13 protein-coding genes are annotated in these 12964 nt (G+C 65.7%); 10 read left to right on the top strand and 3 right to left on the bottom strand.

What is annotated here, in order from left to right:
- Positions 1-163 precede the first annotated feature (163 nt).
- A complete protein-coding gene (locus tag BDIM_RS06840) occupies positions 164-631 on the bottom strand; it encodes a peroxiredoxin (protein ID WP_003164835.1) in 468 nt (155 codons plus the stop codon).
- A 10-nt stretch (positions 632-641) separates the two neighbouring features.
- Positions 642-1922, bottom strand: a complete 1281-nt coding sequence (gene tyrS / locus BDIM_RS06845; RefSeq protein WP_003164836.1) for a tyrosine--tRNA ligase — start codon at positions 1920-1922, stop codon at positions 642-644.
- Positions 1923-2101: 179 nt separating this feature from the next.
- Here tyrS and BDIM_RS06850 point away from each other — a divergent pair, with 179 nt between their 5' ends.
- From BDIM_RS06850 to BDIM_RS06865, 4 genes are all read left to right on the top strand, one after another.
- Positions 2102-3241 carry an anhydro-N-acetylmuramic acid kinase gene (locus tag BDIM_RS06850; RefSeq protein ID WP_040345324.1) on the top strand — a complete coding sequence of 380 codons (1140 nt, stop codon included), beginning with the start codon at positions 2102-2104 and terminating at the stop codon, positions 3239-3241.
- Complete coding sequence (locus tag BDIM_RS06855; RefSeq protein ID WP_040345326.1) at positions 3242-4198, top strand: DMT family transporter; 957 nt, start codon at positions 3242-3244, stop codon at positions 4196-4198.
- A 56-nt stretch (positions 4199-4254) separates the two neighbouring features.
- A complete protein-coding gene (locus tag BDIM_RS06860; RefSeq protein ID WP_040345329.1) occupies positions 4255-4956 on the top strand; it encodes a DUF6624 domain-containing protein in 702 nt (233 codons plus the stop codon).
- Between the two features lie 108 nt (positions 4957-5064).
- Positions 5065-6045: a TerC family protein gene (locus tag BDIM_RS06865; RefSeq protein ID WP_003164839.1), complete on the top strand. Its 981-nt coding sequence runs from the start codon at positions 5065-5067 to the stop codon at positions 6043-6045.
- Positions 6046-6056: 11 nt separating this feature from the next.
- On the opposite strand, the gene BDIM_RS06870 is transcribed toward BDIM_RS06865, so the two are convergent.
- Positions 6057-6707: an alpha/beta hydrolase gene (locus tag BDIM_RS06870; RefSeq protein WP_003164840.1), complete on the bottom strand. Its 651-nt coding sequence runs from the start codon at positions 6705-6707 to the stop codon at positions 6057-6059.
- Between the two features lie 161 nt (positions 6708-6868).
- On the opposite strand from BDIM_RS06870, the gene BDIM_RS06875 reads away from it, so the two are divergent.
- The 6 genes from BDIM_RS06875 to BDIM_RS06900 are packed head-to-tail and all read left to right on the top strand — an operon-like array spanning position 6869 to position 12961.
- Positions 6869-7336: an Rrf2 family transcriptional regulator gene (locus BDIM_RS06875; protein WP_040345333.1), complete on the top strand. Its 468-nt coding sequence runs from the start codon at positions 6869-6871 to the stop codon at positions 7334-7336.
- Entirely contained in the window at positions 7333-8469 is a 1137-nt protein-coding gene (locus BDIM_RS06880) for a cysteine desulfurase family protein (RefSeq protein ID WP_040345336.1), read from the top strand. Before BDIM_RS06875 ends, BDIM_RS06880 begins: the two co-directional genes overlap by 4 nt.
- A 3-nt stretch (positions 8470-8472) precedes the next feature.
- Positions 8473-9939 carry a Fe-S cluster assembly protein SufB gene (gene sufB / locus BDIM_RS06885; protein ID WP_003164842.1) on the top strand — a complete coding sequence of 489 codons (1467 nt, stop codon included), beginning with the start codon at positions 8473-8475 and terminating at the stop codon, positions 9937-9939.
- A gap of 21 nt (positions 9940-9960) precedes the next feature.
- The gene (gene sufC / locus BDIM_RS06890; RefSeq protein ID WP_003164843.1) at positions 9961-10710 is read left to right on the top strand and encodes a Fe-S cluster assembly ATPase SufC; all 750 of its coding nucleotides are present in this window, start codon (positions 9961-9963) and stop codon (positions 10708-10710) included.
- Entirely contained in the window at positions 10707-11729 is a 1023-nt protein-coding gene (gene sufD, locus BDIM_RS06895; RefSeq protein WP_040345338.1) for a Fe-S cluster assembly protein SufD, read from the top strand. Before sufC ends, sufD begins: the two co-directional genes overlap by 4 nt.
- Positions 11729-12961, top strand: coding sequence for an aminotransferase class V-fold PLP-dependent enzyme (locus BDIM_RS06900; protein WP_003164844.1), 1233 nt, complete (start codon positions 11729-11731; stop codon positions 12959-12961). The genes sufD and BDIM_RS06900 overlap by 1 nt, the downstream gene beginning before the upstream one ends.
- Positions 12962-12964: the final 3 nt, after the last annotated feature.

Here is a 12964-nt window from a genome sequence, read left to right on the forward strand (position 1 = left end):
GTTGTCGAGGGGTTTGTTCTTGTTGAACATCTATACTCTCCGCGTCACGCCGGGACGACCGGCGTTTGGTCAATGTCAGCCCCTGAGGATACAATCCCTGCCGATACTTAGGGGGGGCTGAGACGGAGAGGTCAAGCGGGGCCTTTCGAACCCCGCTCGCCGATCACAGCGCTTCGACGGCGGCCAAAACCTCTTCGGCATGACCCTTCACCTTCACGTTCCGCCAGGCGCGGCGGACCGCGCCCTGGCTGTCGATCAGGAAGGTGGCGCGTTCGATGCCCATGTATTCGCGGCCGTAGAGCTTCTTCTGCACCCAGACGCCCCAGGCTTCGGTGACCGCGCCGTCTTCGTCTGAGCCGAGCACCACCTTGAGGTCATGCTTGGCCTTGAAGCGGTCCAGCTTCTTCACCGTGTCGCGGGACACGCCGATCACCACGGCGTCGGCCGCCGAGAACCGGTCGATCAGGGCCGAGAAGTCCTGGCCCTCGGTCGTGCAGCCCGGCGTGTCGGCCTTGGGGTAGAAGTAGAGGACGACGTTCTTGCCCTTCAGCCCGTCCAGCGACACGCGCCCGCCGCCATCCGTCGCCAGGTTGAAAGCAGGGGCGGGGGTGTTTTCGGTGATGTCGGTCACAGCGCTCTCCCTAAACCGGCCGCACCAGCACCAGCTTCTTCTTGCCGGCGCCGAGTTTCAGCACGCCGTCCGTGTTCAGGTCGGCCTCTTCGATCAGGCGGGCGCCGTCGTTGACGACCTCGTCGTTCAGGCGAAGGCCGCCGCCCTGGGCCAGACGGCGCGCCTCGCCGTTGGAGGCGCTGAGGCCCGCCTTGGTCGTGACGGCGGCGATCATGGCGCCGATCACTTCGTCACGCGGCAGTTCGACGGTGGGCAGGTCGGCCGACAACTGGCCTTTCTCGAAGGCGGCTTCGGCGGCGGCGCGCGCGGCCTGGGCGGCCTCGACGCCATGCAGCATGGAGGTGGTGGCGTCGGCCAGGGCCTTCTTGGCGTCGTTGATCTCGGCGCCTTCCAGCGCCTCATAGCGTTCGATTTGATCCAGCGGCAGGTCGGTGAACAGGCGCATGAAGCGGCCCACGTCGCCGTCCTCGGTGTTGCGCCAGTACTGCCAGTAGTCGAACGGCGACAGGGCGTCGGCGTTCAGCCACACGGCGCCGCCGACCGTCTTGCCCATCTTCTGGCCCGAGGCGGTGGACAGCAGCGGCGTGGTCAGGCCGAAGGCGGCCTTGTGGTCCACCTTGCGGGTCAGTTCGACGCCGTTGATGATATTACCCCATTGGTCCGAGCCGCCCATCTGCAGCGAACAGCCATAGCGACGGTTCAGCTCCAGGAAGTCGGTCGCCTGCATCAGCATGTAGTTGAACTCGAGGAAGGTCAGCGGCTGCTCGCGATCCAGGCGCAGCTTGACCGAGTCGAAGCTCAGCATGCGGTTGATGGTGAAGTGCGTACCGTAGTCGCGCAGGAACTGCAGGTAGCCCAGTTGCGACAGCCACTCGTCGTTATCCAGCATGACGGCGTCGGTCGGGCCGTCGCCGAAGGTCAGGAACTTCTCGAACACGCCTTTGATGCCGGCGATGTTCTCGGCGATCTTCTCTTCGGTCAGCAGGGGGCGCTGGGTGTCCTTGAAGCTGGGGTCGCCGACCTTGGTTGTGCCGCCGCCCATCAGGACGATCGGCTTGTGCCCTGCTTGCTGAAGACGGCGCAGCAGCATGATCTGGATCAGGTGGCCGACGTGCAGCGACGGCGCCGTCGCGTCGAAGCCGATATAGCCCGTGACCACGCCGGACGCCGCCGCCTCGTCCAGTTCGACCGGATGGGTGATCTGGTGGATATAGCCGCGCGCCTTCATCAGGCGCAGGAAGTCCGACTTGAAGGCGGTTTCGGAAACGGTTTGGGTCGTGGGCTCGGTCATGGTCGGGTCCGTAGCATCAGAACCGGCGGCCGTCTTCCGAGGAATAATGCCGCCGAGGGAAGGGCGGCAAGGATCGCGGCCGCTCTCTAGTAGAGGCCGTAGTAATAGGCGGCGAAAAGGGCCGGTTGCGCGATCATGGGCGCTAGCTACGTCGCGCTCGACGTGGCAGTCAAGCCGCCATGACGACCTCCCCGAAAAAGACTCTCCGCGTGCTCGGCTTCATGACCGGCACTTCGCTGGACGCCGTGGACATGGCGGTGATCGAGACCGACGGTCACGACATCCTGTCCTTCGGTCCCGCCGGCGAGATGAAGCTGGACGGCGAGACCCGCGCCATCATTGAGGACGCGATCGACGACGCCTTCGACTGGGAACGCGACGAGGAAGAGCCGGACAGTTTTGAGGACGCCCGCATGGCGGTGGCCGATGCGCACCTGGCTGCCGCCCTCGGCTTCATGGCGGTGAACGGGGTGAAGTCCAGCGCGCTGGATCTGGTCAGCGTGCACGGTCAGACGGTGTTGCACGAGGCGCCGACGCCGGATGCTCCGGGCCGCACCGTCCAACTGATCGACGCCGTCAGTGTGGCTGAGGGGTTGGGCGTGCCGGTGGCCTACGACTTCCGCAGCGTTGACGTGGCGGCAGGCGGGCAGGGCGCGCCGCTGGCCCCCGTTTATCACGCGGCGCTGGTCCGCAAGGCGGGGATGGAGGGGCCGGTCGCCGTGCTGAACCTGGGCGGCGTCGGCAACATCACCCTGATCCGCGCAGACGGCGGATTGGAGGCCTTTGACACCGGCCCGGCCAACGGCATGGTCGATCTGCTGGTCCAGTCCCGCATGAAGAAGCGGATGGACGAGGGCGGCCGTCTGGCGGCGGCGGGAACGGTCGATCCGATCGTGCTGGACGCCTATCTGGCCCATTCCTATTTCGCGACGACCGGGCCGAAGTCGCTGGACCGCTTTGACTTCTCGCTGGACCCGGTGGCGGAACTGTCGCTGGAAGATGCGGCCGCCACCTTGACCGCCTTCGCGGCTCAGGCCGTGGCCGTAGGCGTCGCCCGCTGTTCGGAACAGCCGAAGGAGATCGTCGTCTGCGGCGGCGGTCGCCACAACCCTGTGCTGCTGGCCGCCATTCGTGAACGTGTCGGCGTTCCCGTCTCGACGGCTGGGGACAAGGGCTGGCGCGGCGACTCGATCGAGGCTGAGGCTTTCGCGTTCCTGGCCGCGCGCTGCCGCATGGGCCTGCCGATCAGCTTCCCCGGCACGACAGGCGTTCCGGCCCCCATGACCGGCGGCCGGATCGTCGAGCCGGGAGCGGAATAGGTGGCCGCCTCATCACGCTTTTGGGGCGTCGCCAGCGGTCTGGCGGCGGGTGCTCTGTGGGGGCTGGTCTTCCTGGCGCCTAAGGTCGTGCCAGAGGCCTCGCCACTGCTTCTGACGGCGGGGCGTTACCTGGCCTATGGTCTGATCGCGGTCCTGCTGATCGCGCCACGTTGGCGGCGGGTGACGGCGGCTCTGACGCGCAAGGCGTGGGGCGCCCTGGTGTGGCTAAGTCTGGCGGGCAACCTGGTCTACTTCGCCTTCCTGGTGGTCGGGGTGCACTACGCGGGCGTTGCGGCCTCGGCTCTGATCGTCGGCATGGTGCCCGTAGTGGTGGCCTTGTGGGGGCTGCGGGACAAGGAGTCGCCGCCGTTGTCGCGTGTCGCGCCGCCCATCGCCGTGGCGGCGCTGGCCGTCGGCCTGATCGGCTGGGAATCGCTCAACCAGGGCGGCGGCGCGGCGGCCCAAGGCGGAACGGCCACCCTGATCGGCCTGGGCTGCGCCGTGGCGGCCTTGCTGTCCTGGACCGCCTTCGCCGTAGGCAACAGTCGTTGGATGGGACGCTTGCCTGACGTCACCCCGCATGAGTGGTCGCTGCTGACCGGGGTGGTCACAGGAGGGCTGGCGCTGCTGCTGGTCATCCCGTCGCTGTTCATGCTGGACGGCATGACGGATGACGCCTGGCTGCGCCTGATCGGCGTCAGCGCGGGGGTGGCCATCTTCGCCTCGGTCATCGGCAACGCCTTCTGGAACCAGGCCAGCCGCCTTCTGCCCCTCACCATGCTGGGCCAGATGATCGTTTCCGAGACGTTGTTCGCCTTCATCTACGGCTTCATCTGGGAGCAGCGCGGCCCAACGGTGATCGAGGTCGTCGCCATGATCCTGATGATCGTCAGCGTCGTCTGGTGCGTTCGCGCTCACCGCCCGGCGGCCGTGGCGGCGGCGGAAGGCGAGCATTAGAAAACGACGTAATTCGTCTTAATCTGCTGTCCAAGTTCTTCATCAGGGACGGACACATGATTGCATGGATCGCCACACTGTTTCTGTTGGGTCAGGCAGAGGTCTCCGCGCCCTCCGATGAACTGAGCGCCGAGGCGCGAGCCCTAATCGCTCCCGTGCTCGAAACAATTGCCGAGGAACAGCGCCGACAGGCGCAAGCGCCGCCTCCTCAGGATCACGAGGAACGCTTTCTGCGGATGTATCGCCTGGATCAGATGGGGCGACAGGCGATGCAGAAAGTCGATCTGAGCATTCTTCCTCCGGATCAGGAGCAGGCCGCCAACAAGGCGATGTGGCAGGTTCAGGAGGAGGTGGACGAAGCCAATCTCAACGCCTTGCTCGCCATGCTGCCGCCGGAAGGCTGGTTCCTCAAAAGCCGCTATGGCGAGGGGCCGTCGCAGACGGCCTTTCTCATCATCCAGCATTCAAACCTTGAGCAGTGGCGACGTTTCGTGCCGGTGCTCGAGCCTCTCGTGGCGACGGGCGAGGTTGATGGGGCGCAGTTCGGTCTGATGTACGATCGACTGGCCGTGAACGAGGGGCGTCCGCAACGCTACGGGACGCAAGTGACCTGCAAGAATGGACGCTGGGTCATCGACTACGACAACCTCGAGGATCCCGCGAACGCCGACCGCCGTCGCGCGGAAGCAGGATTTCCGCATACGCTGGCGCAGTACGAAGCGCGTTTCGCCTCCTGGCCGACTTGCCGCGAAAACTGAGCAACGCTCGCCGTCGCCATGCGTTGAGGTCATAGCGGACCGGGCCCCTCTGGCGACCCTTCATCGCGATGTCGGCCGCGTCGTTGGAAACGGCTCGCGAAGGCGTCGATGGAACTGTTGCTATTGGAGTGGTTGGGCAAGCCCGTCTGGATGTGGGCGGGTTTCCTGACGGTCGTCATCGCCTTGCTGGCGCTGGATTTAGGGCTGTTCAATCGGCGCGATCATGAGATCGGGGTTCGCGAAAGCTTGGCGCTGTCCGCCTTCTACGTCGCCGTGGCTTTGGCCTTCGGCGCGTGGCTGTGGTCATCGCAAGGGGCTGACAGCGCCGTCGAATACCTGACCGCCTACGCTGTCGAAAAAAGTCTGGCGATGGACAATGTCTTCGTCATCGCCTTGATCTTCAGCGCCTTTTCCGTGCCGCGCCTCTATCAGCACCGGGTTCTGTTCTGGGGGGTGCTGGGCGTCATCGTTCTGAGGGCGATCATGATCGGCGGGGGTGCGGTGCTGGTCGCCCGCTATCACTGGGTGCTTTATCTGTTTGCCGGGTTTCTGATCCTCACGGGCGTGAAGATGTTCTTTGCGCGCGGCGAGGAAACGGACATCGCCGACAACGCCCTGCTGAAGTGGTTCCGACGACGGATGCGGGTGACGAACGCCCTGCACGGGCACGCCTTCTTTGTCCGCACGCAAAGCCGCCGCTCCGGCGAGGTGAAGCTGCACGCCACGCCGCTGTTTCTGGCCCTGGTGACGATCGAGATCGCTGACGTGATCTTCGCCGTGGACTCCGTGCCGGCGGTCTTCGCCATCACGACGGACGCCTATGTCGTCTACACGTCCAACATCTTCGCCATATTGGGGCTGAGGGCGCTCTATTTCGCCTTGGCGGCGGTGATTCACCGCTTCGCCTATCTGAAACAGGCGTTGGCCGTTCTGCTGGTTTTCATCGGCGGCAAGGTGTTCGCCGCGCCGTTGCTGGGGATCGAGAAGGTGCCGCCCGCCGTCTCCCTGTCGGTGACGGCGGCGATCCTGGCGACGGGAGTGGTCTGGTCCCTGTGGCGGACCCGCGCGGAGGCCGGACCTCCGCGCTGATCGTCAGGACGTCAGGCCGGCTTTTCGGCCAGGCGCTTGTCCAGATAGGCGCCGACGCGGCGCTCGACAGCGCCGATATGGTCCTGCCAGAAGTGGGTCGCGCCTTCTTCCAGCTCATAGTCGATGACGATGCCCTTCTGGGTGCGCAGCTTATTGACCACGCGCTCGACCTCGGCCGGGGGCACTACCGTGTCGGCCGTGCCATGCAGGAACAGGCCCGAGGCCGGGCAGGGGGCCAGGAAGCTGAAGTCGTAGATGTTCGAGGGCGGCGACACCGAGATGAAGCCGTCGGTCTCGGGACGGCGCATCAGCAACTGCATGCCGATGTAGGCGCCGAACTGATAGCCCGCGACCCAGGTCTGGGTGGCGGCGGGGTTGTTGGCCTGCAGCCAGTCCAGCGCCGTGGCCGCATCGGCCAGTTCCCCGATGCCGCTGTCGAACTCGCCCTGGGACTTGCCCACGCCGCGCGAGTTGTAGCGCAAGGTGGCGAACCCGCGCTGAACGAACAACTGGTGCATCGTCAGGGCGACCGGGTTGTTCATATGCCCGCCCGCCTTGGGGTGCGGGTGCAGGATCAGGGCGATCGGCGCATCAGGCCGCTTGCCGGGCGAATAACGGCCTTCGATGCGGCCAGAGGCGCCGGGCAGAATGACTTCAGGCATGGATCGCGGTCCCTACAATCAATAGAGGTTTCGCCGGACGGATAATACTTGACCGAGGAGGTAGGACTTTCTAAGTCCCCGGTGCGTGACGCACTCGCCAGCGAGGCCGGGGGTCTTAGCATGGCCGCCCCGAAAAGCGTTAGAATTTTGAGGTTATAGGGATGCGCCTGTCGACAAAGGGACGTTACGCCGTGATGGCGATGGCCGATCTGGCGAAAAACGGCTCGGGCCGGGCCGTGTCCCTGGCCGAAATCGCCACCCGTCAGGAAATCTCGCTCAGCTATCTGGAGCAGTTGTTCGCACGGCTGCGCAAGGGCGGGCTGGTGAAGAGCATTCGCGGGCCGGGCGGCGGCTACCGCCTGGCCAAGGGGCCGGAGGAGACGGTCGTTGCCGACATCGTCCTGGCCGTCGACGAGCCGATCCGCGCCACGCGCTGCGCGGCCCACGGCACCCCGCGCGGCTGTATGACGGGCGGCGCGCGCTGCATCACCCACGATCTTTGGGAAGATCTGGGCGCCGAGATTCATCGCTATCTCGCCGGGGTCAGCCTGGCCGATGTGATTGAAAAACGCACGAACCGGGCGCGCATGGGTCAGAAGGATGCGGCGTCCATGGAGGCAGCAGCGTGAGCGTCTATCTGGATTACAACGCCTCGGGTCTGGTTCGTCCTGAAGTTCAGGAAATCATGGCTAAGGCCTTGACCGACAACGGCAACCCTTCGGCCGTGCACGCCGCCGGTCGACGCGCCCGGGCTCGTATCGAGACGGCGCGCGCCCAGGTGGCCGATCTGGTCGGCGCCGACCCGACGGCGATCATCTTCTCTTCGGGCGGGACCGAGTCCAACGCCCAGGCGATCCACAGCGCCCTGGCCGCCGGTTGTGAGCGACTGATCGTCGGCGCGACCGAGCACCCTTGCGTGGCCGAGGCCGCCGCCGTCAGCGGCGTTCCGGTTGAAGTTCTGCCGGTTGATGCAGATGGCGTGGTCGATCTGGACTGGCTGGCTGAGGCGCTGGCGCGTCCGGGCCGCGCGGTCGTCGCCATTCATCACGCCAACAACGAAAGCGGCGTGATCCAGCCGATCGCCGAGGCGGCGGCTCTGGTTCGCGTGGCGGGCGGCTGGCTGCACGTCGACGCTATACAGTCGGCGGGCAAGATTCCTGTGACCATGAAGGCGCTGGGCGCTCACAGCCTGACCCTCTCGGCGCACAAGCTGGGCGGGCCGCAGGGCGTGGGGGCGCTGGTGCTGAAGGACGGCATGTCCGCCATCCGCATCCTGCACGGCGCGGGTCAGGAGCGCGGCCTGCGCGCCGGAACCGAGAACGTACCGGGGATCGCCGGCTTCGGCGTCGCCGCCGACTGCGCCGCGCGTGATCTGGACGCCGCCAGGGCTCATGTCGCCTGGCGCGACGCGGCCGAGGCCAAGGTCAAGGCGGCGGGCGCGACCGTCATCGGCGGCGCGGTCGAGCGCCTGCCCAACACGTTGTTCATGGCCGTTGAGGGCTGGGACAGCCCGCAGCAACTGATCACCCTCGATCTGGTCGGGGTCATGGTCTCGGCCGGTTCGGCCTGTTCGTCGGGCAAGGTCAAGCCATCCAAGGCGATCAGCGCCATGGGGCTGCATCATCTGGCGACCGGGGGCGTGCGCGTCTCCGGGGGCTGGGGCACGACCGAGGCTGACTGGACTCGCTTCGCGGATGCCTGGGTCATGGCCTGGGACAAGCACAAGGCACGCTTGCAAGAGCGCGCAAAGGAAATCGCGTAACTTATGGCTATCGTTCAGGAAACAATCGATACGGTCGCGGAGCTGGAGCGATACAAGTACGGCTTCACCACTGACGTCGAGCAAGAGTTCGCCCCCAAGGGCCTGAACCCCGACATCATCCGCTTCATCTCTGAAAAGAAGGGCGAGCCGGAGTGGATGCTGGAGTGGCGTCTGGCCGCCTATGAACGCTGGCTGGCGATGGAAGAGCCGACCTGGGCGGCGGTGAAATACGATCCCGTCGACTATCAGGATCTCTACTACTACGCCGCGCCGGTGAAGAAGGAGGGGCCGAAGTCGCTGGACGAGGTCGATCCCGAACTGCTGGAGGTCTACGCCAAGCTGGGCATTCCGCTGAAGGAGCAGGAGGTTCTGGCCGGCGTCCAGGGCGCGCCCAAGGTGGCGGTCGATGCCGTGTTCGACAGTGTCTCGGTCGTCACCACCTTCAAGGAGGAATTGGCCAAGGCGGGCGTGATTTTCATGCCGATTTCCGAAGCTTTGCGTGAATATCCTGATCTGGTGCGTCAGTACCTCGGCACCGTCGTGCCGGTCAGCGACAACTATTTCGCGGCCCTGAACAGCGCGGTCTTTTCGGACGGCAGCTTCGTCTACATCCCGCCGGGCGTGCGCTGCCCGATGGAGCTGTCGACCTACTTCCGTATCAACGCCAGCCAGACCGGCCAGTTCGAGCGCACCCTGATCATCGCCGACAAGGGTTCCTACGTCTCCTATCTGGAAGGCTGCACCGCGCCGATGCGCGACGAGAACCAGTTGCACGCGGCGGTCGTGGAGATCATCGCCTTGGACGACGCCGAGGTGAAATACTCGACGGTTCAGAATTGGTACCCCGGCGACGCCGAGGGCAAGGGCGGCATCTACAACTTCGTCACCAAGCGCGCCGACTGCCGCGGCGATCGTTCAAAGGTCAGCTGGACCCAGGTCGAGACCGGCTCGGCCGTCACCTGGAAATACCCGTCCTGTATCCTCAAGGGCGAAGAAAGCTCGGGCGAGTTCTACTCCATCGCCATCACCAACGGTCATCAGCAGGCCGACACCGGCACCAAGATGCTGCACCTGGGCAAGAACAGCCGCAGCCGCATCATCGCCAAGACGGTCTCGGCCGGTAAGTCGGACTCGACCTATCGCGGTCTGGTGTCGATCCACTCCAAGGCGACCGGCGTGCGCAACTTCACCCAGTGCGACAGCTTGCTGATCGGCAAGGAGTGCGGCGCCCACACCATTCCCTATATCGAGGTCCGCAACGGCTCGGCCCAGCTTGAGCACGAAGCGACCACGACCCGCCTGTCCGAGGACCAGCTCTTCTACGCCCAGCAGCGCGGTCTGTCGGAAGAGGAGGCCGTGGCCCTGCTGGTCAACGGCTTCGTCCGCGACGTCCTGCAGGAACTGCCGATGGAGTTCGCCGTCGAGGCCCAGAAGCTGGTGGCGATCAGCCTCGAAGGCTCGGTCGGCTGAGTGAGTTGAAGAAGAAAAATAATGCTTAAGATCAATAACCTGCACGTCTCCGTCGCCGACAAGCCGATCCTCAAGGGGCTGACGCTGGACGTGCCTGCGGGCGAAGTTCATGCAGTCATGGGGCCGAACGGGGCGGGCAAGTCGACGCTGGGCTACAGCCTGTCGGGCCGTCCCGGTTATGAGGTGACGGATGGTTCCGCCTCGTGGAACGGCGTGGATCTGCTGGACATCGAACCGGCCGAGCGCGCGGCGGCGGGTCTGTTCCTGTCGTTCCAGTATCCGATCGAGATTCCCGGCGTTCCGGCTATGACCTTCATCCGCACGGCGCTGAACGCCCAGAAGCGCGCGCGCGGCGAGGAAGAGGTTTCGGCCCCGGCCTTCCTGAAGCTGGTCAAGGCGGCGTCGCAGTCGCTGAAGATGGACTTCGACATGCTGAAGCGGCCGCTGAACGTCGGCTTCTCCGGCGGTGAGAAGAAGCGGATGGAGATCCTGCAGATGGCCCTGCTGGAGCCGTCGCTGCTGATCCTCGATGAGACAGACTCCGGTCTCGATATCGACGCCCTGCGCATCGTCGCCGACGGCGTGAACGCCATGCGCAGCCCGGAGCGGTCGATGCTGGTGATCACCCACTATCAGCGCCTGCTGGACTACATCAAACCGGATCGTGTGCACGTTCTAGCGGGCGGTCGTATCGTGGCCTCGGGCGGGCCTGAGCTGGCGCATGAGCTGGAGGCGGAAGGCTACGACAAGTTCCTGCCGGAGGCGGCATGAAGGCGCTGGCCCGGCTGGACCTCACCGACGCCTCGACCTTCCCCTCGCGGCGGGTCGAGGAATGGAAATACAGCGACCTGAAGCGCTTTCTTCGTGAAGCGCCTGAAGCGTCCGGCACCGCCGTCGTGGGCGCGCCGGGGCCGTTCTATGATCTGGGCGGCGACGCCGTCGTCTTCGCCAACGGCCGTCCGGTCGGGGTGAAGGACTACATCGCCTCGGGCGAGCAGACGCTGCGCCTGCGCTTTATCTCGGACGCTGTAGGCACTGGCCACACGGCGGCGGCGCGCATCGTCGCCCGTCCCGGCGCGCGCCTGCTGCTGTTGGAGACGCATGAGGGCAAGGGCTCGGCCTATGTCGCCCACAACAAGGTCGAGATCGACGTCGCCGCCGACGCCGAAGTTATCCGGATCGTCCTGACCGACGAGCCCGCCGACGCCATTTCTGTGGCCGAGGCCGAGGTGCGGCTGGAGGCGGGCGGGCGCTATCGTCAGACCATCGTCGCCACCGGCGCCAAACTGCAACGTCTTGAGACCCGCCTGCGCCACGGAGCGGAAGGCGCCGACGCGCGCGTGGACGGCCTCTATCTGCTGAACGGCGCGCGCCATTCGGATCAGACCTCGGTGATCGACCACGTCGCGGCCAACGGCACGACCAGCCAACTGATCAAGGGCGTGGTCCGCGACGAGGCGCGCGGCGTTTTCCAGGGCAAGATCCTGGTTCAAAAGGGCGCCGACGACACCGACGCACGGATGGGCCACCACGGCCTGATCGCTTCGGATCGCGGCGAGATCGACGTGAAGCCCGAGCTGATCATCTACGCCGACGAGGTGCAGTGCGCCCACGGCGCGACCGTCGGGACGCTGGACGAAAGCGCCCTGTTCTACATGCAGCAGCGCGGCATTTCGGCCGATGAGGCCCGCGCCCTGTTGACCCATGCCTTCCTGATCGAGGTCGTCGACCGGATCGAGCACGAAGGCGCCAGAGAGGTGGTGCGGGAATGGCTGACGGCTCGCCTGTGATGAATGCTTCCGTGACGGGGTTCGACCCCTATGCCGCCCGCGCGCAGTTCCCGATCCTGTCGCGACAGGTGAATGGAAAGCCGCTGATCTATCTGGACACCGCCGCCTCGGCGCAGAAGCCGCGCGCCGTCATCGACGCCCTGGTCGCGTCGATGGAGGGCAGCTACGCCAACGTCCACCGGGGTCTGCACACCCTGTCGAACGAGGCGACGGAGGCCTATGAGCGTGCGCGCGAGATCGTGGCTCGCTTTTTGAACGCGCCCTCAGCCGACAATATCGTCTGGACCAAGGGCGGGACCGAAGCGATCAATCTGGTCGCCAACGGCGTCGGCCTGTCGATCCAGCCGGGCGATGAGATCATCGTCACCGAGATGGAGCACCACTCCAACATCGTGCCGTGGCACTTCCTGCGCGAACGGCGCGGGGCGGTGCTGAAATGGGCGCCGATCAAGGACGACGGTTCGCTGGACATGGAAGCCTTCGCCGCCCTGCTGGGGCCGAAGACGAAGCTGGTCGCCGTCACCCACATGTCGAACGTGCTGGGCACCATCAATCCGGTCGCCGAGATCACCCGTCTTGCCCATGCGGTCGGGGCGCGGGTGCTGGTCGACGGCTGCCAGGGCGCGGTCCACGCGGCGCCGGATGTTCAGGCCATCGGCTGCGACTACTATGTCCTGACCGGGCACAAGCTTTTCGCGCCCACGGGCATCGGCGTCCTGTACGGCTCGACTGAGGCGCTGGACGCCCTGCCGCCGTATCAGGGCGGCGGCGAGATGATCGTCACGGTCGAGAAGGAAGGCGTGACCTACGCCAAGCCGCCGCACCGTTTCGAAGCGGGCACGCCGCCGATCCTGGAAGCCATCGGCATGGGCGCGGCGGTCGAGTGGCTGTCGCAATATGATCCGGCGGCGATTCAGGCGCATGAAATGGCCCTGTATCACCATGCCGTTGAGCGCTTGCGGGGGCACAACTGGCTGCGGATTCTGGGCGAGGCGGAAGGGAAGGGCGCGATCCTGACCTTCACCGTCGAGGGCGCGCACGCCCATGACGTGGCCCAGATCATGGACCGTTACGGCGTCGCCGTGCGGGCCGGGCTGCACTGCGCCGAGCCTCTGGCGAAAAGACTGGGCGTCAGCGCAAGCGCACGCGCCTCCTTCGCCCTATATAACACCATGGAGGATACAGACGCCTTCGTGGACGCGCTGATCAAGGCGCGGAACTTCTTCGTGTGACGA

It is taken from the genome of Brevundimonas diminuta ATCC 11568 (genome assembly GCF_000204035.1).
In the GTDB taxonomy this organism is placed as follows: domain Bacteria; phylum Pseudomonadota; class Alphaproteobacteria; order Caulobacterales; family Caulobacteraceae; genus Brevundimonas; species Brevundimonas diminuta.